Origin of the sequence: Marinomonas rhizomae, from assembly GCF_003315485.1 — a bacterium.
GTDB lineage: Bacteria > Pseudomonadota > Gammaproteobacteria > Pseudomonadales > Marinomonadaceae > Marinomonas > Marinomonas rhizomae.
In genome coordinates this window covers 358,675-382,566 of the sequence record NZ_QNSE01000001.1, presented here as the reverse complement: position 1 = coordinate 382,566, position 23,892 = coordinate 358,675, and the positions used below count along the sequence as shown (strand labels likewise).

Below are 23,892 nucleotides of genomic sequence, written 5' to 3'. Positions count from 1 at the left end.
CTCAGTATTTTTCAGCAAAAATCAGGCTTAAAAGACTAAATTGCACCTTACTTAATCAATATCGTGAATATAGCTCATCTGTCAATTAATAAAATCTAACTTATTGGATAAATTCACAATAAACTAATAAATACTACTCATCTTCATCACCAACATTGCCTGACACTGGAAAACGTTTCGGCGGCAACTTAAACGCATCAAAACCATCTTGTTGATTATCATGGAAACGCGCTTTACCAGCTGGCTTCTTATTCGTTTTCTTCGATGCTTTTGTCGGTGCTTTTGCATGGCGTTTTTTGACTTCTTGACGAACCGGCTTAGGTGGCAGCAACCCTTTAAACTTCGGCTCAAGCCCTTCTATGGATTCGGTGACAAATGTCTTTTGCAAGAAAGTTTCTATTGCTTTGAAATTCACCCAATCTTTCGGTCCAACCAGAGAATAAGCATCACCTTTAAATCCAGCACGACCAGTACGACCTGTTCTATGAACAAATTCCTCTGCTTGCTTTGGCAAATCAAAGTTAAAAACATGGGATACGCTAGCAATATCCAATCCACGAGAAGCGACATCGGTGCTCACTAATACATCAAACTGCCCTTTCGCAAAGCTTTCCATGGTCTTATTACGAGCACCTTGAGATAAGTTTCCATTCAATGCTTGGGTACTTAATCCCCAACCAGCAATAATCTCAGACAAACGCACGGTATCGTTTTTGGTTGCGGTAAACACAATGGCCTGCTTTATGGTTTGACCCACTAATAAATGTTTAAGCAAGGATTCCTTATGATCAAGATGGTCACAAAGCAATACATGCTGAGCAATGTCTGTGTGTTCATCAAAGCCTTGACCAATGGCAATGCGGGAAGGTTCTCGTAACAGCTCCCCTGCAATTTCACTGACTTCTGTATTATCTAGCGTCGCTGAAAAGAACAGCGTTTGACGCTGGCGATGACTAGCTGCAGCGTTAATCGCTCGCATGGCATCAGCAAAACCTAAATCCAACATACGATCGGCTTCATCCAAAATAAGCAGTTCAAGCCCTTCTAAAAAAACGTGACGCTGTTTTAGGTGGTCAACCAAACGGCCAGGAGTCGCCACTATAAAGTGAGGGTCTTTTTGCAATGACTTATGCTGGTCATTAAAGTTCTCTCCGCCCTGTATCAGTATGGAGGTAAAACGACTAGCGGCTAATAAAAGACGAAGTTGAGCAAACACTTGTTTTGCCAATTCACGAGTAGGCACCAAGACAACCACACGAGGATCACGTTTAGACAAGGCCTTCTTCTTGTAAACACGATGCAAAGCGGGCAATAAGTAGGCAAGTGTTTTTCCAGAACCTGTTTTTGATGACGCCAACAAATCACGGCCAGCCATTGCTTCTGGAATAGCACGAGATTGAATCTCTGTTGCCTCATCAAACCCCAAATGGTCAATGGACTTTAAAATGCGATTATCAAAACCAAATTCTTCGAATAACAAACAAACACCCCTTTCAAAACTAAACATACAGCGTAGCGAAAGCACTACGCTTAATTCGCGCATTATAACCTAGACAAGTTCAAATTCGTTATTCATCTTGCATTAAAAGATAGCTTTTACCGGCACTTATTATGCCCATCCCCCTTCCTTTAGACGTCTCGACACGCTCTAGGCTTTCAGCCATACCATAAAACACATTTCGCCCTACTAATGCCTTCATACCATAGCGCATAGAAATATAGGGACGCTCTTCATTTTTAAAAGTTCCCATCCAAAGGTCGCAATCAATACCAAGCACCAAAACATCATCAGTTTGTGTAGTAAATTCAATCGCTCGGCCATGCTTTGTATGTATCCACTGCCAATTAGCGACAAGAAAAGGGGCATCTTCTACTTGGATTCGAACCTTCTCAACAGGCGTCACTAAAAAGTGCTCGTCATTTTCAAACCACAATATTCGGCTAAACATAGTAACCATGGCCGGACGTTTAATCTTACCACCGTCATGAAACCACTCACCATTTGATTTAATTACCATATCCATATCACCACAAAAAGGCGGGGCCCAATTATGGACAGGTGGCAAGCCGGAAGATGGCATCTCAGAAAGACCTTTCAATTCTATATTTGACATAATTTCTCTCTCTACAAGATTAGCGTGCCTCACTTCATCAACAATATTATTCAACTTCTAAGCAAAGCCTTGAATTCATTTCACTGTTAGAATACCAACAACAAACAAACATCACGAGATGCAGACCCCAACCTTTTATCGACATTATCTGCCTCGTCTAATCAGAGTGTGACATTATGAAATCGGAATTAGCAAAAAAGCTTCAAGACCCTAGTCGAGGCGCTTATTTCATCGGAACAACACCGCCAAAGTCCTCTCTTGAAGAGGAACAACTAGAGCAAGTCAGCCAAAAGCTGCTTGATCGACTTGATAATATCGACGTCGATGGCTTAATCGTTTATGACATTCAAGACGAAACCAGCCGTATTGACAAGCCTCGTCCATTTCCTTTCATGGAAACTCACGACCCACGAGCTTGGTCAAAGCGTCTCCACCAACAATCAGAAAAACCCGTAATTACATACAAGTCTGTGTCATCACGTAGCTCTGAGGAATTTTCAGGCTGGTTAACAGAAGCATGGGAACAATACGGCATTCGTGATTTAGTATTAGTCGGATCGCCATCTTCAAGTGGTAATATTAAGCTGCCATTACCGCAAGCTTATGAAACACTAAAAGCATCACCTCATGACTTTAATCTTGGTGGCGTCACTATTGCTGAACGTCATGCAAAAAAAGGCGACGAGCATTTACGTCTTTTGAAAAAATCTGAGTCCGGGTGTGAGTTTTTCATTTCGCAAGCCGTTTACAACCACCAAGCAACGGCAGACTTAATCAGCCGCTACGCGAGAACCTGCAAAGAAAAAGGCGAAACACCCAAACGTATCATCTTAACCTTCACCCCATGCGGCAGCGCAAAAACACTTGAATTCATGGAGTGGTTAGGTATTTCTGTACCTGATGCAACAAAACACCGCATATTGGATGCGTCTGCACCACTCGAGGAATCCATTAAAATTTGCCGCAATGCCTTAGAGCAAATTATTGAGACAGCACTACCGCTTGGTGTTCCACTTGGCTTAAACATCGAGAGTTTGACCAACCGAAAAGAAGAAATTGATGCCTCGATTCAACTCTACAAGCTGTTAAAGGCAACATTAGACCTTAAACTGGCAGAACAATCTCTTTCGAAATAGTTTGCCTTATTAATTGTGCTAAACAAGCGTATCCAGCACGGCTAGAACTTGCTCAACACGAATATGCTGCATGGCCTTAGGGTCATGCACACGAGTTGACCAAGGTAATTCAGCGACTGGCTTTTGATACTCTTTAACGACCAATTCCTCATAAACACTCTGAACTTTATCTAAATCACGATATGGACCAGTTCTGCACGGGTTAGAATGCGCATACAACCCAAGAACTGGCGTACCAACCAAGGTAGCCATATGAGCAGGCCCAGTATCAGGACTAACAACCAATGACGCCCCTTTCAAGACAGCCAACATTACATTGATTTGAGTTTTACCCACCAAATTAATGACCCTATCAGCATGACTAGAAATAATTTTTTCCGCAAAATTCGCCTCTCCTACAGAAGGGCCACCTGTGATAACGGGGCAGATACCTTTCATTAATAATCGCTCAATAACAGCCTGATAACCCTCAATCGTCCAGTTTCGATCTTCTTTAGAGGCTGACGGATTAATCACCACATAATGGTTTGGCAAACCAAGGTCTGGTTCTGGCAAAATCAACTCACAAGGCAGCGTTGGTTCAGTCACCCCCAACACACTGGCAATGGATAGAAAAGAATCGAGGACATGCTCACCTTTAGGTTCAGGCGCATATTCATTCACAAACCAATGTTGCTTTTCACGAGAGTGAGATAAGGCAAAACCAATACGTCTTTTGGCTTTGATCATTCGAGAAACCACACTCGCCCTAAAGGACCACTGCAAATGCAACAACACATCAAACGTTTGGCCACTTAATAACTTACGCAATGCCCACAACCCGGAAAAACCGCTATTTTTATCATATACAACCACTCGCACGCCACTGAGCAAACGAACTAAGTTAGCCTCTAATGGAGAGGTTACCCAAGTCACCTGAATGGATGGGTTCTGCTTTATAATAGACTGCACGACTGCCATGGCATGACATACATCACCCAGCGCCGATAATCGAATCACGGCCAAATGTTCAATATTCTCTTGTTGCATGTCTTCCTCTAGGGCTGCTTAAACTCAGCAAGTATTATAGAATAGACACTCTTGAATGTGTCCAAGTTTATAGACATTACAAAGAACATCTTAATAAAGCGAGCACCATGCCACAAACCATCAAAATATCGCCTGACACAATACTGTTAAAAAGCGATCCAACGTTACCGTTAGCAACAACTTGGTTTGATCCAGAGTTCTGGCAGTCACAACAAGCATTGACAGGCACAGGAAATGGCCGAGGTGCAGTCTGGTTTATAAATAGTCAATTTGGAAAGTTTGTCATTCGACGTTATCGTCGAGGTGGGCTTATTGCAAAACTTAATAAGTGCCGATTCTTATTTACAGGACTAGAAAAGACACGACCTTGGCTCGAACTGAGTTTATTAGAAACAATGAATAAACTGTCTCTACCTGTCCCCAGACCAATTGGCGGCATTTTTACCGTTAGATTTGGCTTCTATCAAGCAGAACTATTGACTGAAACGATCACAGACGCAGAAGATCTTTTCGACATAATTAAAAGCGGTCGACCTGATCAAGCGGACTGGAATCAAATAGGTAGAGTCATTAAACACTTTCATGACAACGGCATTTATCACTCAGACTTAAACTGCCACAACATTATGATAGATAAACAACACAAAATTTGGCTCATTGATTTCGACAAATGTGAGCAAAGAGAACTCAACCAAGAGTGGATGCAGTCCAATATTGACCGACTTAAACGCTCAATAGATAAAGAATCCAACAAATATTCAAATTTTCATGTATCTGAAGAGCTATGGCAGGCTTTTTTGGAGGGTTACCATGGCTAAAAAAAGCACTTTAAACAAAAGCATTATCCACTTTATCAGTCCAAAATATTGGCTTACTTGGTTAGCTATGGGGATTGCTTACCTACTCAGCTTTTTACCATGGTCTATACAAAAAAAGCTCGGCGAAACTTTAGGCAAGGCACACTATTCTTTAAGTAAAAACCGCCGGCATATTTGCAATGTAAACTTGCGCCTTTGCTTTCCGGACATGTCCGACGCCGCCAGAAAAAAATTAGCCAAGGCGCATTTTGAAAGCATGGGAATCGGTGTTTTTGAAATGTTTGCCACTTGGTTTCAGGACCGAAGCAAAACTATCTCAAAGGTCTCATTTCATGATCAAGACGTAATCGAAAAAGCACTCGCAAAAGGAAAAGGCTGCATTATTATCGGCGCACATTTTTCCTCTATCGATCTTTGCGGCACACACATGGCACGATACATTGATGTCCACCCAATCTACAAATTACAAAGAAACCCAATCATGAATTGGGTTATGGAACGCCAGCGCAAAAACATTTTCACTAAGACAATCGAGCGCAGAAACGTTCGTGGAGTCATGACGTCACTTAAAGAAAATAAAGCTGTTTGGTATGCAGTAGATCAAGATTACGGGCGCAAGAACTCTGTTTTTGCGCCATTCTATGGTCACCAATGTGCCACTATATCTCATATCAGTCGACTAGCAAAAACAACCAAAGCGGCCATTCTTCTTTATGATTATGGGCGTACTGATAAAGGCTACTTTCTTTCTTTACAGGAATTAGAGGATTATCCAACTGGTGATGAAGTGCTTGATGCAACTAAAATCAATAAACTTATTGAGGCACAAATAGAGCCCAAAAAAGAACAATATTTTTGGACACACAGACGCTTTAAAACACAAGAAATACCAGGCGCCCCCACTCCCTACGATAAATAAAATAAAAGCCACTGAAAGCATTTTTCAGTGGCTTTTATTATCCAAGCGACACTCAATTATCGAAGACTATCGCGAACTTCCGACATTAAGCGCAAAGATCTCAACCGCGCTTCAGGGTCATGAATCGGCATTGATATAATCAGCTCGTCCACTTTAGTCATAGCAACAAAGCTTTCTAACTGGAACGCAACAGACTCTTTTGATCCCACCACAGCATATTGCAACATATGTTCGACCATATGCTTCTCGCTGGGCGACCAGATCCCATCCATACTATCAACAGGCCTAGCAAAAGGAAGATTTCGACTACGGCGCAAATTCACAAACTGCTGTTGCGCAGAAGTAAATAGATATTTCGCCTCTTCATCTGTCTCAGCAACCACAGCCATAACACCAGCCATTGTGTGCGGCTTCGCAAGCTGCTCAGAGGCTTTAAAATTTCGACGATAAACAGTAAGCGCTTGAATCAACTGATCTGGTGCAAAATGAGATGCAAAAGAGTATGGCAAACCAAACTCTGCCGCGACCTGAGCACTATATAAACTCGACCCCAACATCCATATCGGCACGTGAGTATTATGCCCAGGAACAGCCATAACACCCTGATCACCACCTCCAAGTAATCGCTGCAACTCCAAAACATCATCTGGATAACTATCAACAGAAGCATCCATATTACGTCGTAGAGCTCTTGCAGTCTGCATATCCGTACCTGGTGCACGACCCAGCCCCAAGTCAATACGGCCAGGGTATAGTTCTGCTAAGGTACCAAATTGTTCGGCAATCACTAAAGGGGAATGATTTGGCAACATAACCCCACCTGAGCCAATACGAATTTTTGATGTAGCAGCACCAAGGTGAGACAGCACAACAGAGGTAGCCGAACTCGCCACCCCCGCCATACCATGATGCTCAGCCAGCCAAAACCGTTCGTACTTATGCTCTTCAGCGGCGACCACCATGCGACGGCTGACCGCCAATGAATCAGACACCGAAGAGCCTTCTGCTACAGGTGCAAGATCAAGAATCGAAAAGGGAATCATAGTATTCATCCAACAAACTAATATACCCCTTATTTAAGACCCATCAATGCAAGTTACAAGGAGGTAATCATGCACGAAATGCAGAAGCACTGTCCCTACTTACTATAGAATAATTGTCTTATCTATTTTCCAAACGATTATAATCTAAGATCCCACTCTCTCTTGGGCGGTCTATTTTATTAAGATTAGCGATGGCATCACTTACAAACCAAAAATTAGGGTGAGTTCTGCGGATACCAAAACTATCAATAAGAGCAGCATAGTCCTCTTCTGTCTTAAGGTTATCAACTTGCTCCGCCCAATCAATAAGCTCACTTTCTTCAACTTGCATCAACACATTGGGATAATCACCTAAGACCCCCTTCACCAAGGTCACACCATCTTCACTAGGTAGTCGCGCGGCCTCCTCATCCAATAAACTCGAGATATTAGCATGAGCTTTATTATGAATAAGGCTAATAACTTCTAATGGCGCACCCTGCTGAGTCACCAATATGGTTGCCACATTGGGCAAATGAACCAACCCACCACCACGAACAGATTGCAGCTTATATAGCGCCTTGAGTTGATTCGCTGTCAACTTACTTTGCTCCAAATCGTAACCATGATCTAACACTGCGGCCAACTTATCGCGAAGCTTTTCATACAACTCTGATTGGTGGTCACTCGTCTTGTAACTAATTTGGGTCTGACGATTTACTTTTATATAATCACTAAAAATGTAATTCTTAATTGTTTCATTCGCTTCTCTATACCAATATTTTCGGATTGATTCGCGATCATCTTTGGGAAGCAAAAGTAAAAAGTTCATCTCCCCTTCCATTCTTAAGAAGTCCATATACAAACGCGTTACTAGCTGATGACCCACATTACCGTATACATCAAACCCTGCCACCAACAAATAGTGGATACGCTCTAACAATGGATAATCAATTACCCAAGCCGTTTTAGGGTGCTGTCCAACCATGCCTTTTACCACAGAGGCATTATCAAAGTGGCGAAATACGGTTAAAGCCGCATTTTCATTATTACCATCACCGTCCCAAATTAAACTCAAATCTAGAGGAATTTTACTGCCTACTTCACTTTCAATAAGCTTCGCTTTTGCAGATAAGTAAGATTTTTGCTGCTCCGAAAAAGTAACCCATGAAGCCGGTGACAAAGTATTACTAGAACCAATAGCGGGTAAATCTAAGTTCTGAACTTTATCCTCTAAATAATCGGCAGAGCCCTTGTTATAAACTAACTCAGGGTCAATAAAATACACCCAAAACTGCTCATTGATCACATTTACCGCAACTTGACCACGGCAAACAGGGCCTTTAATAAAGGACATAATGGTTTTTTGAGAATGATCTAATAAGAAACGATAACGCCCATGAGCTGGTATTTCACGAAATGTTTTAAAAGGGTTTGTCGCTACTTCAGGCGCATAGCCGGGATCCCTAGTGACGTCATAATCTTCAGCGTAAAAATAAGACTGCCATCTAGCGTATCTCGCCTCATCTAACTGCATAGGAATATGATTTTTTTGAACCTTTACTTCTGGGTCTGTCCAAAAGCGGTAATAGACACGATCAACACCTGGCGGATCATATGGCCTGCGCGTCGCAATACGGTCAATCGGCTCACCCGGTGGAGTTTTAGAACGCACTAGCTGAAAACGAAACTCTTCACTGCCATCCAAATACAAACTATATAAATAAAGATGCTCGTAAATATAGCGTGAAACTAACTGCTCTTTTAAGGTGTCGCCATTTAAACGATACTCCCACAAAGCAACTTGTTGCTGTAGCTTCGCTGGCAAAGGCTTAGCTGGCGACATTTTCCCACCTTTAGCTAACCAACGCGTTAGGACATCATATTCTCCAGAACTAAGTGCAGGCAGCCCATACGGCATCCCCCAATTCGGGTAATCCTCTTCAAATTGCCTATACTCTTCGATACTGACACACTGCTGATCTCGAGCGAGCGAAAAGTCATAACTATCGGGCAAAACAGGCTGCGTAAAATCCCCTTGTTTTTTACGCAACGCAATCGCTCGGTATAACAAACTACCTTGTAAATTAGCAGATGGAGATTGTTCACGTTCGTTTAAGACTGGGTGGAAACCTTTTGATCGCCATTCATCAGTACTTTTCGCATCGATAAATAAACGTGTTGGCGAAGCCGCTAATAAGCGAGTGCCATCATACACAAGATCTTTTGAACCTCCTCGTTCAATACCACCAGAAGCGGTGAGTTTCAATTGACAAGGCGCATCGTAACAAGCATGACAAGAAACACAGCGACTATCTAAAATAGGCTTCACTTGTTCATTATAAAATGCACTATCAGCATCACTCACATCACCAATACGATTGGCTGGATCTTGCACCCCAAACACATTATCAAATTGGTGTGTGGCATAAGCCGCACAGCCAGAAATTAACAATAGCGAACAAAAAAGGGTTAGCCACCGAGACATAAAAGGTTCCTCATTTTCCGTTTCATCGTATTCGCGAAGCACTTCATCCCTATATTGTCACAAGATCACTGCCAGCCAGACGTTATTAACGTAATGTAACCCTTGCTGCATTAATAGCCCAACAAAGGTATTAATATAAATAAAAAAACGCCCATAAGGCGTTTTTCGATTAAAGAGTAAAAAAACAGAGGCTCTGTTTACTAATCTTTGCTCTCTATCATTCCGTCATCAGGATAATCATCCGATAATTCATAAGCATCATCGCCCATATCATCGTTCGCAATGAGAAGAGCATCTTCATAAGCACCGCCAAACTCAATACGGGTAATATCGTACAAATCATACTCAAATGTATCATCAAACCAACGAGCATCTGAACCAATTTCTTCTAGCTCATACGTAACGGCATCAGCTCGAACGACACGACCAATTTCACAGCTATCTGGCTCAATTTCTTCACGATGAAGAGTAACCAAACCAAATTCTTCACTAATATCAATTAGTAATACAGCTAAATCATCAAGCTCTACTTCAGGGTCAACCACTTCTTCGCCACGAAGCGCTAATACTTTTTTCTGGAAGTCATTAAAGGGAGCAGGATGAGCAAAGTCACTAATATCCTCCAAAAAGAGAATTTGATAACCATTAAGGCGAACACTATCATCCACTAATTGGAGCAAAACCATTTCTTCGTTGGCATCCACAACAAAACCGTCGGTCCAGCCATCCGGCCCATCCAATTCCTCACGAAATATGCGAACAACATTATTTCGAGTGCGGGCTTTTTCCAATTCGATGAGCATATCGGCTCCCTAAAAAAACGTAAAATAAACAAGCGCTAGTGTAAACCCAGCCAGCGCAAGGAACAACTATCCTAACACGTTAGAATCATTGCAACACTTCGTGCCAGTTTTCGATCATATTAATCAGGTCTTCTAAGCCACATTCTGCTTGAATACCGTCTGTCGACGTTTGATAAAAACTTTCTTGCGTATCGAACATGGCTTTTATTTCTTCTTCTGCTGAGTCTAGATCCACTTGTCGAGAGACAGACGCCCCTTCTTCGCTCAGAATCACATCAAAAGGGCCATGCTTAAATGCTGTGGTTTCTTTTTCCGTTTCCGCCAAACGAGCGGCCATTAACACTCGCTGAATACTTTCTAAATCACGTACATATTCAGAGACCCATTCGCCAATTGCAGCAAACTCATACCCTGTATAAATACGATAAACATTTTCGTCCTGATCAAAGGCAATTTCATAATCCATGACCGTGAACCTCACTGTTTGTCATCTATGTTCTCATCTTGCTGAATAGTTTGAGCTTGTTCTGTTGATTCTGCTTGCTCCACTGATTGGGCATTACGATACGCGCGATTGCTTGCTTGCTGACGTTGTGGAACAGCAGCGGCCAATCGAGCTTGCCTCTCGGCTTCTTTTTTCGCTTTTGCCTCTTCAACCAGCCGCTCTTCATGAGCAATCATTTCCGGTGTTTCCATGACATAAGGACCAATAGCGCCAGTTCTTACATCATTTAAAAATACTTCTGCCGCTTTATGCATGTCGACTTTACCACCTGCACGCAAAGCACCACGTTTAGAGCCAATCACCTTCAGCACTTCGTATGGATCTGCAGAGACTTCTTTCAATTTATAACGCGTTGTAAGCGACTCTAAATAATCGTCAATAAAAAACTTCAACCCTGCCAAAGCAACGTCTTCGTAATCAATTGCAGTATCACGAACAGCACCCGTTACCGCCAAACGATAGCTGGCATCAGGGTTTTCAATTTTCGGCCACAGAATGCCTGGTGTGTCTAATATTTGAAAACCATTAGTGACTTTCAACTTTTGCTGAGACTTAGTTACCGCTGGCTCGTCGCCTACTTTAGCCACGCGGCGACCTAACAAAGCATTCATTAAACTGGACTTTCCAACGTTAGGAATGCCAGCAATCATGGCTCGAATTGGTTTTTCAGCGCTGCCTCTATGGGGAACCATCTGGCTCACCCATTGGCTAATTCTTCCGACATCCGCTTTGTCTAATGTCGAAAAGGGATGGGCCAAAACAGATTCATTACCACGCCAATGCTCTAACCATAAGTCTAGTCTAGCTTTGTCCGCTAGGTCTTTTTTATTCAACAGACGAAGAACTGGAACCTCTCCACGTAAAGTATTCAGCATGGGGTTCTGGCTGGAATCGGGAATACGGGCATCCAATACCTCGATAACGATATCTACTTGCGTCATGACTTCTTCGATTTCTCGACGCGCTTTATTCATGTGCCCTGGATACCACTGAACGCTCAACCTAACTCCCCTATTCTAACCAAGTCTTTTTCGGTGGCGGATTCTACCACAAGTTACGGCAAGAGAGAGATAAAATACTGCGCACCTATCTCTCATGAATTTATTGGGCTTTTATTGTAGTGATCAAATCAAATCTGACCTAAGTCAAGGTGGCCAATCAGAAAATACCTATACTCATCCATTCCAGATAAACGATGGCGAGGAATCTGCACCAAGCTTAATTTGTTTATCTGGTTGTTCTCTCGATCGGGCCTGCTATGAAGTAAGTAGCGAATAAGGTCCATTTAGCCGAGGCTGTGTGTGGCCTCGGCTTTTTTCATCTCTTGCTCAACATAATCCAATAAATCTGGATACAAGGCTAAAAACGGGGCTTCAGCCTGTGCGACTACATTAGGCAAATCATCGATAAAACCTTGTAAATGTGCTCCGTGTTTCCAGCGGTGCATGATAGAACGAATCGCTCTATCGACACCGTCAAGTGTCCCTAAGTTAGACAACCAATTATCATGTTCCAATGAACTAATCATATTTCTCAAACGCTCTGGACTGCGACTTTTATCTTTTACCAACCCCGCCACCGCCTGCTCACAAAATACATCTAAAGGAACAGAGCTAAACTGTGGCCAGTTTTGTATCAACCAATAATCCATCGTAATATCCTGCACAATTCCAGCAAATCGACGCCGTCCTTTCCGCTCCATAGCACGAAACAATAAACTGGCTTCATGCTTATCCACCATAACATCCACTTTTTGATGCAGGCGCCAGCCAAGCAGTAAATCTGAATCCAATCGATTAGCGTCAACGGGAAAGTCCCCCAATAAATTGCCAACCCAGGAAGTACTGGTAAGCGAAGCAATGTGGAGGTGGGCAAAATAATTCATATCTACCTAATTATTGTTAAGTACACCTTTTAAATAAAACACAATCCAACTTAAATTGTACTCAAACTCATTCGTCTTGCTGTCTTTTTGCTCATTTTTTTGTAAAAATGCAAGATCGTCTTAATGGTCAAGATTTGTAAATGCCAAACTATCCGCATCTTATAAACTCTTTCTCCATCTAACAAAAGCAACCACTTTCACTATACAATGAGACCTAAGATAATGAAAAAAAAGGTTATTATAGTTTGCTGCTTAGCCCTGCTCTTATGGAATAAGGCAACAGCAACAACACTAAAAATGGCCTTTGATGCGGACCCCATTTCATTAGACCCGCATGAGCAATTGTCAGAAGGTACCCTACAATTCTCTCATCTTGTTTTTGACCCTTTATTACGCTGGAAACAAGATAGTCAGTTTGAAGCCCGTTTAGCGACCAAATGGGAGAGGATCGACAACAAGACAATGCGTTTTTATTTGCGCCACAATGTCACCTTTAGAACAGGCAACCCATTTACGGCCAAAGACGTTATTTACACCATTGAACGGCTCAAGAAATCCCCTGATTTTCGCGCCATGTTTGACACTATAGACTCCGTTTCCTTAGTCGATAAATACACGGTCGATGTTCATTCAACCTATACTAACCCATTGCTACTCAACATAATGACCTATGTTTTCCCAATGGATAAAGCTTTCTACCAAGACCAAGATCAAATCGTTAAATATGGTGAAACATTTGCCTCTCGAAATGTCTCCGGAACAGGACCTTTCATTCTGACAGAACGAGAGCTAGGCAACCGTATGGAACTAGAACGTAACCCTAATTACTGGGATAAAAACACAATTGGTAACGTCGATAAAATCATACTCACCCCCATTCGTGCTGACTCAACAAGGTTAGCCGCTCTTCTATCTGGCGATGTAGACTTTATTTTCCCTGTTTCGCCGATAGACATTGAACGCACTAAAAAGATCAAAGGCATCCAACTGGTTACACTGCCCAGCACACGCATATTATTACTGCACATGAACCAAAAACGCCGTAAAGAATTTCAAGACATTAGAGTTCGAAAAGCCATTAATTTAGCCATTAACCAATCTCTCATCGTCGAAAAAATCTTAAAAGGCTACGCAACACCAGCAGGGCAATTAAGTGCCGACCGGTTTTTAGGTCATATCAATAATTTAGAACCAGAATACGATTTAAAAAAAGCCTTAATGCTTATGAAAGAAGCCGGCTATGAAAAAGGCTTCCGCATCACCATGATGGCGCCAAATAATCGCTACATGAACGATGAAAAAGTCGCACAAGCCATTACCGCCATGCTGTCTAGAATTCATATTACTGTCGATTTAAAAACGCTCCCCAAAGCACAGTACTTTAAAGAGTTTGATAACCGTAGCGCAGACATCATGATGCTAGGGTGGCAATCAGACACTATGGATTCCAATAATTTATTTGAATTTATTATTGCCTGTCCAGATGCCAAAACGGGGCTGGGCGCTTATAATGCCAGCGAGTATTGCAGACCTTATATTGACGACGATATCCGTCAAGCAAACCGAGAAATGAATCCCGAGAGGCGCATTCGTCTTATGCAGCAAATAGAGCGAACCATCTATAATGACGCCGCAATCGTGCCTCTATATTGGCAATCCCTTACATGGGCAGCTAAGGATAAAGTCAAAATACGAGACATAGTCAATGATCAAAACTATCCTCATATAGGAGATCTATTCATTGCAGAATAGTAAATATGGCAAACTCTTTAAGAGATTGTATCAAAGGGCCCCCATGCAAATAACCACTGGGAATATCATTACCTGATGTTGATTTTTTCACTCCGCCGCTTAATACAAGCTTGCTTTGTCATGATCATCATTAGCCTGATCAGCTTCGCGATACAAGATAAGTTAGGCGACCCCGTGCAACAAATGGTTGGCATGACAGTTTCTCAGGAAGAACGCAATCAAATTCGGGATGAGCTCGGCTTAAATGACGGTTTTTTTCTTCAGTACTGGCGATTCGCAAAAGGTGCCATTCATGGAGACTTAGGTACTTCCTACTACTATAAAGAGCCGGCTCTCAATGTCATTCTTGAAAAACTACCAGCGACATTAGAATTAGCCTTTTGCGCTATTGTATTGGTCGTTATTGTCGCTACACCTTGTGGCGTTTTAGCGGCTATTAAACCCAGACATATACTGTCTCGTTTGTTAATGGTAATCAGCTCTGTAGGACTATCAGTCCCTATATTTATTATTGCTATTCTGATGGTGTATATATTTTCCATTGAACTGAATATAGCTCCCAGCTTTGGACGTGGACAAACCAAAGAAGTATTTGGTTTATGGGAAAGCGGACTATTTACAAAAGACGGTCTTAAGCATTTATTGCTTCCTAGCCTATCGCTTGCAATTGCCTTAATGCCTATTTTTGTTCGCCTAATTCGCGCCGAGATGATGGAGGTATTGCAGTCCGAATATATCCGTTTCGCTTGGTCAAAGGGCTTGTCAGCTAGGCGTATTTATTTTAAACACGCCTTAAAAAACACCATGTTACCAGTCATTACTGTAGGAGGGATCCAAGCAGGAACGTTAGTGGCCTACACCATTTTGACCGAAACCATTTTCCAATGGCCTGGCATGGGCTTTTTGTTTATGGACGCGGTTAGCCGAGTGGATACTCCTCTCGTTTCGGCTTATTTAATTGTTGTTGGTGGCATTTTTGTAATTACAAATACCTTGGTAGATTTAATCTATGGATTAGTTAACCCTACTGTACGCTTAGCGAGCCACGGCTTATGAAGTACACAAAAAGAGACATCTTTCACCCTACTTCAGGCAGTCGTTGGAGCCATATTGTATCCGGCTTCGTGGGTGATAAATTGGCGATGCTTGCTCTCATTATTTTCCTCTTTTATTGCCTTGTCGCACTGCTTGCCCCCTTAGTGGCGCCTTACGATATCACTGACCCTACGTTTATGGACCTAATAAACGCAGAAATTGCTCCAAACTGGATCAGTGGCGACGCACGCTTTTTATTAGGGACTGATGCACAAGGTCGAGACTTATTATCCGTTATTTTATATGGCACACGTCTGTCACTCACTATCGGCATCTGTGCTGTCTTGATCCAAGCCACGCTCGGGATTTGTATCGGCTTGATAGCTGGCTACTTAGGTGGGCGAATTGATAATTTTTTGATGCGCTGTGCAGATATTCAATTGTCTTTCTCAAACATGATGGTCGCCATTGTCTTTCTGGCTATCTTCCAATCTTTGTTTGGTATGGCTCGATATCAGCAACTTGCTATGGTCATTCTTATTTTAGTCATTGGCTTAACTGAGTGGCCTCTCTTTGCGCGGACTATTCGAGCATCAGTACTGGCAGAAAAACAAAAAGAGTATGTTGACGCTGCCAGAGTAATGGGCATAAGTTCAAAACGCATCATGTTTCGTCATATCCTACCCAACACCCTTTCACCAGTTTTGGTTATTTTTACCGTTCAAATTGCCAATGCAATTGTCGCTGAAGCCGCATTATCGTTTTTAGGTCTAGGCATGCCAGCAACAGAGCCCTCTCTTGGCTCACTAATTTCTGCTGGTTTTGCCTATATGTTTTCTGGCTCATGGTGGATTTGTGTCATCCCAAGTATCACACTGATCATTTTAATTCTAGCCATGAACTTACTTGGTGATTGGTTACGCGACCATCTAAACCCAAGGACGTATAAAGACTAATATGAGACCTTTTTACACGATGTCACGAGCAAAGCAAAGACGAGGCAAAAATAGACGAGAACGCGGAGTTTATGGAGTATAAATGAGCAATTCAAGTCTGTTTTTAACAAGGTATTGGCAAGCACAGCAGTCGTGCAAAGGTCTCAAATGAATTTACTAAGTGTCAGTAACTTACACGTCAACTTTCACATGAAAGAACAGGAACTCGCTGCTCTTATTGACGTCAGTTTCACTTTAAATCGTGGCGAACGAATCGCCATTGTTGGTGAATCCGGTGCTGGAAAATCAATTTTAGGATTCTCTATTGTAAATTTGATTGGTAAACCTGGGTATATAAAGTCTGGGTCAATTAAATTAGAGAGCAAAGAAATTACAAAAATGAATTTGCGGCAGCTACAGGAAGTTCGTGGCAAACGCATTGCGATGATTTTCCAAGACCCGATGATGACACTAAACCCAGTGCTAACTATAGGCGACCAATTAGTCGAAACCATCCGCAGCCATACCAAAATATCTTATAAAGATGCTCGAAACATAGCGATTGAAAAGCTGCATCATGTACAAATTGCGTCACCAGAGAAACGTTTTAATCAGTACCCGCATGAATTATCAGGCGGTATGAGACAGCGGGTTATTATTGCATCCGTATTGCTACTCAATCCGGATATTATTATTGCCGATGAGCCGACCACAGCTCTGGACGTCACGATTCAAGCAGAAATACTGCAACTGCTACTGACCATTTGCCGAGATAATGGTGTAGCACTAGTGTTAATTAGCCATGACCTTGGCGTGGTATCCAAAGTGGCTGAACGTACTTTGGTAATGTACGCCGGTCATGTTGTTGAAGAAGGTCCTACCCTAGAAATCATCAATGATCCTCAACATCCGTATACCCAAGGCCTGTTAAATGCATTACCCCAGATGACATTACCTGGGCAGCGATTAAACCAAATCCAAGGCAGCATGCCATCACTAGCAGAACGCCCAACAGGTTGCGCATTTCATCCACGCTGCCCTTATGCGACACAAAAATGCAGACAAGAACAACCTAAGTTTATTTACAGCGGTGTGTCTAGCGTCGCCTGTTTTTTGGTCGAAGATATGCTCAACGAGTTCGCTAATAACGATAAGGAAATAAGCTAGTGCCAATTCCTCTTATTCAAATTAGCGGTTTAGAAAAAGCCTTCTCTTCCAATGAAAGCTGGCTTAGCCAATGGCGGTTTCGTCACGGAAAATTCAAAAAGCATAAAGACAGCATTCATGCGCTTAACGGCGTTAACTTAACCATTCATCAAGGTGAGACCTTGTGTGTTGTTGGCGAGACTGGCTGCGGAAAATCCACTCTGGCGCGCGTAATTATGGGCCTGACAACACCTAGCGCAGGTGAAATACATTATCTTGATCAACGCATCGATCAATTAAACAACCGTCAGCGCATGTTTTTTAGACGTCGCATGCAAATGGTTTTTCAGAACCCCTATGCGTCGTTAAACCCTAGAATGACCGTCTACCAAACACTCAGTGAACCGATTTCTTTTCATAATCCACAACTTTCTCAATCTCAAGTGGATGAAAAAATTGATGCGCTATTAGAATCTGTTGGCATTTCTGCTTTAAGCTCTGACCGCTATCCTCATGAGTTTTCAGGTGGCCAACGTCAGCGTATAAGTTTGGCCAGAGCCTTATCGGTTGAGCCCGACTTTATTGTTGCTGATGAGCCACTGTCTGCACTGGATGTCTCGGTGCAAGCGCAAGTGCTCAATTTAATGATGGACAAACAAGAAGAACGAAATCTTAGTTACCTTTTCATTACCCATGACCTGGCTGTAGTCGAACATTTTGCTACCAGAGTCGCGGTAATGTATTTAGGCCGAATTTGTGAACTTGCCCCTACGGAAACATTATTTCAATCCCCAAAGCACCCTTATACACAAGCCTTGTTATCGGCTATTCCAAGATTGGATAGTAATACAGCACAACCAATACGATTAATTGGTGAAGTTCCAACACCAACAGAGAAGCCAATTGGCTGTGTTTTTCAAGCACGCTGCCCTTATGCCAACCAACGCTGCTATGAAACATCACCCCCTATGACACTACAAAGTGACGGCAGCAGTGTCGCTTGTCACGCAATTGAAGAGGGTCGACTATGATGCTCGTGCTTAGCGCTTACTTTACGGCTTCTGTTTGTCTGGAGGTCGTATGGAAATAAGATGGCTTGAGGACTTCATCGCCCTCGCAAAAACTCGTCATTTCTCACGTGCTGCAGACGAACAAAACGTCACACAACCCACGTTTAGTCGACGCATAAAACTGCTCGAAGAAGAAATGCGTGTTACCTTGATAGATAGAAACACATTGCCTTTGTCTCTCACGCCCGCGGGCGAAGTTTTTCTGCAAAGCGCCGAACTAATTACCAGACAACTTAGAGATACTAAAGAGCGCTGCCAAGAAATTCGCAAGCAAGAAGAGTCTCAAGTACGTTTTGTGACCACACAAACTTTATTTCTCAGCTTTTACAAAGAAGTTATCGAACCATTTTGCGAAAGCATCGAGATGGATCTAGATATCAACATGAAATCTAGCTCTTGGCTCGGTATCGACTTTGTTAATTCTCTCATGGATCAGCAGTGCGACATTATGCTTTGCTATTGGCATCCAGCCATTAACTTTATTCGCGCCCTTGACGATGAGCAGTATGAGCATCTTGTGATTGCCGAAGAGACCCTAATTCCGTACAGCGCAACCGATACCACAGGCGCCCCAAAATTTACCTTGCCTGGCGCCAAACGAAAACCTTTGCCCTATATTGGTTATTACGAAAATTCGTTTTTGCAGCCCGTCATTCACCACCATTTGCAACGACAAAGAGAAATTCCGCAACTGCAAACCTTGTCGGAAAATTATCATTCCGTTAGCATCAAAGCCATGGTGAAAGAAGGCTATGGTATTGGCTGGATTCCCAAACGCCTCATGCTAGACACTCTCAATTATGGAAAAGTCGCTTTGGCTGGAGAAGAAAACTGGAATATACCTCTTGAGATCCGCTTATATCGATCTAGGTTTAATCAAAACCCAAACCTCAATCAATTTTGGCAAGCACTCAAGGATAAGATGGCTCACAACAGCCCACATTAATGCAGGCTATGCAACTTGATTTATTACTCTTGCTTATCCAGCCCTTCTTGTTCATTCAGCGCTACTATCATCGGATCGCTTCCCATTGTGTTGGCACCAAGCGCCTTACTGAATAGATAACCCTGTCCAATATCGCAGCCAAACTCTTGCAACATAATTAGCTGATCGATATTGGTGATCCCCTCAGCAATCACTTTTAGATTAAGATTATGCCCTAAGCTCACGATAGCGTGAGTCAATGCTGCGTGCTTTCTATCTTCAACAATATCGCGAATAAAAACTTGATCAATTTTGACATAATGGAATGGCAGGTCTTTTAAATAACTTAAGCTGGAATACCCTGTGCCAAAATCGTCAATCGCCAACTTCACTCCAAGACGACTAATCTGACGTAAAAGCTCGGCACAACTTTCCGCATCTTCGATCAAGATTGACTCCGTCACTTCTATTTCTAACGAACTAGGGTCAATTTTATATTTATCGAGCAGTGACAATAAATTAGGCAAAAAATCAACCCGTTTCAATTGCGCAGCCGAACAGTTAATTGCGATGGGTGGAACCGTAATCCCTTGCTCTTCCCACTCTTTAATATGACGAAACGCTTGCTCAAAAACCCAATCGCCTAAAGGTAAGATGACGCCAGTCTGTTCTGCAATTGGAATAAACTCTGCAGGTGAAACCGCACCTAGCTCCTTATCTTCCCAACGCAGCAGGGCTTCCACCCCAACACATCGCTCGGTTATTAGGTCCACTTTGGGCTGGAAGTGTAACTCTAAACCTTCCGTTTGAAGTGCCTTTCTCAACCTTGTCTCTATTCGTACATTACGAGCAAAGCGACGTCCCATCTCACCGTCGTAAAAATGATATGTGGCACGACCTAATGTTTTAGCCTGATAAACCGCCATATCGGCATTTTTAATTAAGGTAACCGCATCTTTACCAAATTCAGGATATAAAGCCAGTCCAATAGAGCAACCAATATTTAACGTTAGCCCCTCAACAAAATAACTTTGGCTGATCTTTTTAATCAGGTCCGTCGCAACAATATCCAATGATGGCCGATCTTGATAGTCATCCTGCATCAGCAAAACCAAAAAAGCATCCCCTCCCAAATAGCCGATAACAGCATCATCAGGTAAAATAGACAATAAACGTTTAGACACGCTGGACAGCAATTTATCCCCGATCTCATGACCAAATGCGTCATTGATAGTTTTAAAATGATCTAGGTCTAAAATGAGCGTAGCAAGTTGTTTATCATCTTTTTCGCAACACCCAATCAATTCATTCAATGTGTGTTGGATATGATAACGGCTCGACAGCCCTGTCAGTTCATCCACCTCAATCCGCTCATTTACTGCATCAAGTGCAGAGAAATAAGTTAAAGACAGCTTTCTGGTATAAAAAGAAAGAAAACAAGCGATAGCAGTGAACACTAAAAAAGCAAGGATAGCTGGTAGCCAATGCCCCCTACTCCACACACTGACAGAATGGCGCGTATCAAGTCGCCACTGCCGATTAGCCACAGAAAGGTAATGTGTTTCGTAATTGCCCTCATCCCAAGCCGCCCCCCTTGTTGAATCTACAAGCCAAACAGGCTCATCAGATGAAACATCTGCTATACGATAAAAAAGATCACCACTGACAGACGGAGCCACAAAGTTGAGCAGACTATTTACGTTAAAATACGCACCAACAATACCGTGAAAACCAACGCTGTCCGTCAACTTATAAACACGCGAATCGAGAGGCAAATAAACAGGAGCACTAAGGATTATAGTATCTGCTTGTTTGTTCCGCATGACATTTGAAAATGGCAACGCAATAGGCATCGATGCCGCTAGAGCATAGGAGCTGCGTGCCAAATAAACGGATTCTAAATCGCGGTATTGTGACGATAAAATATCATAGCCATAAGGTATTTTATCTGGGTAAAGCAATGTCAATGGAAGGTACTCTTCTCTATCGCCATCAGGAAAAATCTTGAAATTAGGATTGCTCAAAAGTACTCGTTGCTGCAATTGATACTCATGTTTTTTATCTATAGGAAGATACTGAGCAAAAAATAGACTAACCCCAGGTGACATCATGAGGTTCTGAGCAAACCGAGAAAAATGACTCTCGGACACTTCCCCCTTATTAGATTGAATAAAAGCAGCTACAGAAGTTAGCTCTAATGTATATTGACGTAGTGCATCATTAAGCTTATCGGTGAAATCAGCTCCCATGGCTTTTTGATTAGAATCCACATAGGCCCGTTCTTCAAACAAAAGCGCAACACTCGCCCCAATGCCACATAAAAAAACAAAACAAAACACTAGGTAATGCGCTTTATTAAACTTCATCTGTTTCTTCGAAGAAATCATTCTTTACCCATCATGTGTTTCAATCCAAATAGCGCTTTCTTAACGCTTTTCCATGACTAACAACTTACTTTACCTAAAAACAATATATCCGACACGGAATAAATGGTTAAGAAAAGTATTTACTGTTGTTTTCTGGTATCCTCAGCCAATTATCTACATAACTAGACAGGCATTTTGTGACCACATTTCAACACGCTCTAAATAACCTTCTTCCAACCAAGCTAACGGCTCTACTTTCTGACATGGGGTTCTCAACCTTTACCCCTATTCAAGAGCAAAGCTTGCCATCTATGATCGAAGGCAAAGACATTCTTGCGCAGGCACAAACTGGTAGTGGTAAAACTCTCGCCTTTTCAATTGCCCTTTTACTAAAAATCAATCCGCGTTTCTTTGGCGTTCAAGCTCTCGTCATGTGCCCTACTCGTGAACTCGCCGATCAAGTATCCAAAGAAATTCGCAAAGTTGCACGCTACCAAGACAATATTAAAGTACTTAGCTTGTGTGGCGGCATGCCATTCGGCCCACAAATAGGTTCTTTAGAACATGGCGCTCATATTGTTGTAGGTACACCCGGTCGATTAATGGAACACCTTCGCAAAGGCACGCTTAAACTTAATGCGCTAAAGACTCTAGTGTTAGACGAAGCTGACCGCATGTTGGATATGGGATTCGTTGATAGTATCCGCGAAGTCGTTGAGCTAACACCAAGCAATCGTCAAACGCTGCTTTTCTCTGCGACTTATGGCGATGGAATCGAAGCAATCAGCAAAGAGTTTCAGAACAAACCCGTTAGCATCAAAGTCGAAGCACAAGAAGACCTTAAACCTAATATAGAACAGTTTTTTGTTCGCAGCGAAAATAAAGACAAATGCGAAACCTTGTTAGCGGTAATGCAGCAATTTGAACCGCGCCAAGCCATTGTCTTCTGTAATACAAAAGCCGAGTCACAAGTAGTTGCTGACTGGCTAGCCGAGCACAAAGTAGCCGCTCAAGCTATTCACGGCGATCTAGAACAAAGACAACGTGATCAAGTGCTCGTGCGCTTCAGTAACCAAAGTAGCTGCGTACTAGTCGCTACCGATGTGGCCGCTCGTGGTATTGATGTAAAAGAAATTGACCTCGTGGTGAACTATGACACCACACGTGACACAGATGTTCACACCCATCGTATTGGTCGAACAGGCCGAGCGGGCGCAGCGGGTATTGCCGTTAACCTTGTCACATCAAAAGACGACTACAAAGTGCGCGATATTGAAGCTCGATTTGACATGACTGCCAACTTTATTGAATTGGAACCCATCGACCCGCACTATCGTTTGATCCCACAAAAAACCACTATCTCCTTTGATGCTGGCCGTAAAAATAAACTTCGCCCAGGCGACATCCTTGGCGCATTAACTGCTGGCCTTGGATTGGACAAATCACAGGTTGGCAAAATCGATATCTTTGATTTTCATGCGTACGTCTCAGTCGACAACGAAGTCGCTAAAACCGTCGTTAAAGAGTTCGAAAACAAAAAAATCAAAGGCAAAAACATTCGAGCGCGCATTTTACGATGATCAATAAGCTCACTTCTCCGGCAGCGCAAGCTGCCGGTTTCATTTTAGGCGCACTCATCATATGCCTAGCGACATTAACGCCTGCCGATATCCTTCCAACAGTACCTGGTACGGATAAAACACATCATGTAATCGGCTTTGCTGGCTGGGCATTGCTGTGCGCTTTTGGTCCGATCAAACGTTTTCTCTTACTGTCCTTATTCATCATACTTTTAGGTGGCGCTATTGAGTTGATTCAACCTTATGTAAACCGTTATGCGGAATGGTTAGATTTCTATGCTGATGCCTTAGGTGTCATTCTAATCATCATAGTAAGGTTATTAATTGGGCTATTTTTAAAATCAAAAGATAAGGCTTAATGAAA

General features: G+C 42.5%; 21 protein-coding genes. 11 read left to right on the top strand and 10 right to left on the bottom strand.

The window, feature by feature from the left end; genetic code table 11:
- Window positions 1-133: 133 nt before the first annotated feature.
- Complete coding sequence (locus tag DFP80_RS01690) at window positions 134-1,480, bottom strand: DEAD/DEAH box helicase (RefSeq protein WP_113915080.1); 1,347 nt, start codon at window positions 1,478-1,480, stop codon at window positions 134-136.
- Between the two features lie 88 nt (window positions 1,481-1,568).
- Window positions 1,569-2,114 (bottom strand): DUF1285 domain-containing protein, encoded by a 546-nt coding sequence (locus DFP80_RS01685; RefSeq protein ID WP_113915079.1) that lies wholly within the window; start codon window positions 2,112-2,114, stop codon window positions 1,569-1,571.
- A 176-nt stretch (window positions 2,115-2,290) separates the two neighbouring features.
- Between DFP80_RS01685 and DFP80_RS01680 the strand changes: the two genes are divergently transcribed.
- Window positions 2,291-3,250, top strand: coding sequence for a methylenetetrahydrofolate reductase (locus DFP80_RS01680; protein WP_113915078.1), 960 nt, complete (start codon window positions 2,291-2,293; stop codon window positions 3,248-3,250).
- 18 nt (window positions 3,251-3,268) lie between these two features.
- Here DFP80_RS01680 and DFP80_RS01675 read toward each other — a convergent pair whose 3' ends face one another.
- Complete coding sequence (locus tag DFP80_RS01675) at window positions 3,269-4,279, bottom strand: glycosyltransferase family 9 protein (protein ID WP_113915077.1); 1,011 nt, start codon at window positions 4,277-4,279, stop codon at window positions 3,269-3,271.
- Window positions 4,280-4,386: 107 nt separating this feature from the next.
- Here DFP80_RS01675 and DFP80_RS01670 point away from each other — a divergent pair, with 107 nt between their 5' ends.
- Window positions 4,387-5,097 carry a 3-deoxy-D-manno-octulosonic acid kinase gene (locus tag DFP80_RS01670; protein ID WP_113915076.1) on the top strand — a complete coding sequence of 237 codons (711 nt, stop codon included), beginning with the start codon at window positions 4,387-4,389 and terminating at the stop codon, window positions 5,095-5,097.
- Window positions 5,090-6,016 (top strand): LpxL/LpxP family acyltransferase, encoded by a 927-nt coding sequence (locus DFP80_RS01665; RefSeq protein ID WP_113915075.1) that lies wholly within the window; start codon window positions 5,090-5,092, stop codon window positions 6,014-6,016. Before DFP80_RS01670 ends, DFP80_RS01665 begins: the two co-directional genes overlap by 8 nt.
- A 56-nt stretch (window positions 6,017-6,072) precedes the next feature.
- Here the strand turns inward: DFP80_RS01665 and DFP80_RS01660 are convergent, their stop codons facing one another.
- The 6 genes from DFP80_RS01660 to DFP80_RS01630 all read right to left on the bottom strand — a co-directional run bounded on the left by DFP80_RS01660 (window position 6,073) and on the right by DFP80_RS01630 (window position 12,719).
- A complete protein-coding gene (locus tag DFP80_RS01660) occupies window positions 6,073-7,059 on the bottom strand; it encodes an LLM class flavin-dependent oxidoreductase (RefSeq protein ID WP_175020637.1) in 987 nt (328 codons plus the stop codon).
- 118 nt (window positions 7,060-7,177) lie between these two features.
- A complete protein-coding gene (locus DFP80_RS01655) occupies window positions 7,178-9,526 on the bottom strand; it encodes a fatty acid cis/trans isomerase (protein ID WP_113915073.1) in 2,349 nt (782 codons plus the stop codon).
- Window positions 9,527-9,726: 200 nt separating this feature from the next.
- Complete coding sequence (locus tag DFP80_RS01650; RefSeq protein ID WP_113915072.1) at window positions 9,727-10,329, bottom strand: hypothetical protein; 603 nt, start codon at window positions 10,327-10,329, stop codon at window positions 9,727-9,729.
- 85 nt (window positions 10,330-10,414) lie between these two features.
- Complete coding sequence (locus DFP80_RS01645) at window positions 10,415-10,795, bottom strand: YacL family protein (RefSeq protein WP_113915071.1); 381 nt, start codon at window positions 10,793-10,795, stop codon at window positions 10,415-10,417.
- A gap of 11 nt (window positions 10,796-10,806) precedes the next feature.
- Window positions 10,807-11,835 carry a ribosome biogenesis GTPase YlqF gene (ylqF, locus tag DFP80_RS01640; RefSeq protein WP_113915070.1) on the bottom strand — a complete coding sequence of 343 codons (1,029 nt, stop codon included), beginning with the start codon at window positions 11,833-11,835 and terminating at the stop codon, window positions 10,807-10,809.
- A 284-nt stretch (window positions 11,836-12,119) separates the two neighbouring features.
- Window positions 12,120-12,719, bottom strand: coding sequence for an acyl carrier protein phosphodiesterase (locus DFP80_RS01630; protein ID WP_113915068.1), 600 nt, complete (start codon window positions 12,717-12,719; stop codon window positions 12,120-12,122).
- Window positions 12,720-12,941: 222 nt separating this feature from the next.
- Between DFP80_RS01630 and DFP80_RS01625 the strand changes: the two genes are divergently transcribed.
- The 6 genes from DFP80_RS01625 (at window position 12,942) to DFP80_RS01600 (ending at window position 19,603) form a co-directional block, all read left to right on the top strand.
- Window positions 12,942-14,471, top strand: a complete 1,530-nt coding sequence (locus DFP80_RS01625) for an ABC transporter substrate-binding protein (protein WP_175020636.1) — start codon at window positions 12,942-12,944, stop codon at window positions 14,469-14,471.
- A 75-nt stretch (window positions 14,472-14,546) separates the two neighbouring features.
- Complete coding sequence (locus DFP80_RS01620) at window positions 14,547-15,527, top strand: ABC transporter permease (protein ID WP_113915066.1); 981 nt, start codon at window positions 14,547-14,549, stop codon at window positions 15,525-15,527.
- Entirely contained in the window at window positions 15,524-16,462 is a 939-nt protein-coding gene (locus DFP80_RS01615; protein ID WP_113915065.1) for an ABC transporter permease, read from the top strand. Before DFP80_RS01620 ends, DFP80_RS01615 begins: the two co-directional genes overlap by 4 nt.
- Before the next feature lie 147 nt (window positions 16,463-16,609).
- The gene (locus DFP80_RS01610; protein ID WP_113915064.1) at window positions 16,610-17,608 is read left to right on the top strand and encodes an ABC transporter ATP-binding protein; all 999 of its coding nucleotides are present in this window, start codon (window positions 16,610-16,612) and stop codon (window positions 17,606-17,608) included.
- Window positions 17,608-18,618 (top strand): ABC transporter ATP-binding protein, encoded by a 1,011-nt coding sequence (locus DFP80_RS01605; protein WP_113915063.1) that lies wholly within the window; start codon window positions 17,608-17,610, stop codon window positions 18,616-18,618. The genes DFP80_RS01610 and DFP80_RS01605 overlap by 1 nt, the downstream gene beginning before the upstream one ends.
- A 49-nt stretch (window positions 18,619-18,667) precedes the next feature.
- The gene (locus tag DFP80_RS01600) at window positions 18,668-19,603 is read left to right on the top strand and encodes a LysR family transcriptional regulator (protein WP_113915062.1); all 936 of its coding nucleotides are present in this window, start codon (window positions 18,668-18,670) and stop codon (window positions 19,601-19,603) included.
- A gap of 23 nt (window positions 19,604-19,626) precedes the next feature.
- Here DFP80_RS01600 and DFP80_RS01595 read toward each other — a convergent pair whose 3' ends face one another.
- On the bottom strand, window positions 19,627-21,969 hold the full coding sequence (locus tag DFP80_RS01595) for a bifunctional diguanylate cyclase/phosphodiesterase (RefSeq protein ID WP_113915061.1): 2,343 nt from the start codon (window positions 21,967-21,969) through the stop codon (window positions 19,627-19,629).
- A 176-nt stretch (window positions 21,970-22,145) separates the two neighbouring features.
- On the opposite strand from DFP80_RS01595, the gene dbpA reads away from it, so the two are divergent.
- Both dbpA and DFP80_RS01585 read left to right on the top strand, forming a co-directional pair.
- The gene (gene dbpA / locus DFP80_RS01590; RefSeq protein ID WP_113915060.1) at window positions 22,146-23,528 is read left to right on the top strand and encodes an ATP-dependent RNA helicase DbpA; all 1,383 of its coding nucleotides are present in this window, start codon (window positions 22,146-22,148) and stop codon (window positions 23,526-23,528) included.
- The gene (locus DFP80_RS01585) at window positions 23,525-23,887 is read left to right on the top strand and encodes a VanZ family protein (RefSeq protein WP_113915059.1); all 363 of its coding nucleotides are present in this window, start codon (window positions 23,525-23,527) and stop codon (window positions 23,885-23,887) included. The genes dbpA and DFP80_RS01585 overlap by 4 nt, the downstream gene beginning before the upstream one ends.
- The last annotated feature ends 5 nt before the right edge of the window (window positions 23,888-23,892 follow it).

Bases quoted from the DNA above. Each gene is read 5' to 3' on its own strand.
- DFP80_RS01600 (WP_113915062.1), top strand. From the start codon at position 18,668: ATGGAAATAAGATGGCTTGAGGACTTCATCGCCCTCGCAAAAACTCGT.
- DFP80_RS01645 (WP_113915071.1), bottom strand. From the start codon at position 10,795: ATGGATTATGAAATTGCCTTTGATCAGGACGAAAATGTTTATCGTATT.
- DFP80_RS01620 (WP_113915066.1), top strand. From the start codon at position 14,547: ATGTTGATTTTTTCACTCCGCCGCTTAATACAAGCTTGCTTTGTCATG.
- DFP80_RS01670 (WP_113915076.1), top strand. From the start codon at position 4,387: ATGCCACAAACCATCAAAATATCGCCTGACACAATACTGTTAAAAAGC.
- DFP80_RS01685 (WP_113915079.1), bottom strand. From the start codon at position 2,114: ATGTCAAATATAGAATTGAAAGGTCTTTCTGAGATGCCATCTTCCGGC.
- DFP80_RS01585 (WP_113915059.1), top strand. From the start codon at position 23,525: ATGATCAATAAGCTCACTTCTCCGGCAGCGCAAGCTGCCGGTTTCATT.
- DFP80_RS01660 (WP_175020637.1), bottom strand. From the start codon at position 7,059: ATGATTCCCTTTTCGATTCTTGATCTTGCACCTGTAGCAGAAGGCTCT.
- DFP80_RS01630 (WP_113915068.1), bottom strand. From the start codon at position 12,719: ATGAATTATTTTGCCCACCTCCACATTGCTTCGCTTACCAGTACTTCC.
- DFP80_RS01615 (WP_113915065.1), top strand. From the start codon at position 15,524: ATGAAGTACACAAAAAGAGACATCTTTCACCCTACTTCAGGCAGTCGT.
- DFP80_RS01680 (WP_113915078.1), top strand. From the start codon at position 2,291: ATGAAATCGGAATTAGCAAAAAAGCTTCAAGACCCTAGTCGAGGCGCT.
- DFP80_RS01675 (WP_113915077.1), bottom strand. From the start codon at position 4,279: ATGCAACAAGAGAATATTGAACATTTGGCCGTGATTCGATTATCGGCG.
- DFP80_RS01625 (WP_175020636.1), top strand. From the start codon at position 12,942: ATGAAAAAAAAGGTTATTATAGTTTGCTGCTTAGCCCTGCTCTTATGG.
- DFP80_RS01610 (WP_113915064.1), top strand. From the start codon at position 16,610: ATGAATTTACTAAGTGTCAGTAACTTACACGTCAACTTTCACATGAAA.
- DFP80_RS01650 (WP_113915072.1), bottom strand. From the start codon at position 10,329: ATGCTCATCGAATTGGAAAAAGCCCGCACTCGAAATAATGTTGTTCGC.
- DFP80_RS01655 (WP_113915073.1), bottom strand. From the start codon at position 9,526: ATGTCTCGGTGGCTAACCCTTTTTTGTTCGCTATTGTTAATTTCTGGC.
- DFP80_RS01595 (WP_113915061.1), bottom strand. From the start codon at position 21,969: ATGATTTCTTCGAAGAAACAGATGAAGTTTAATAAAGCGCATTACCTA.
- DFP80_RS01665 (WP_113915075.1), top strand. From the start codon at position 5,090: ATGGCTAAAAAAAGCACTTTAAACAAAAGCATTATCCACTTTATCAGT.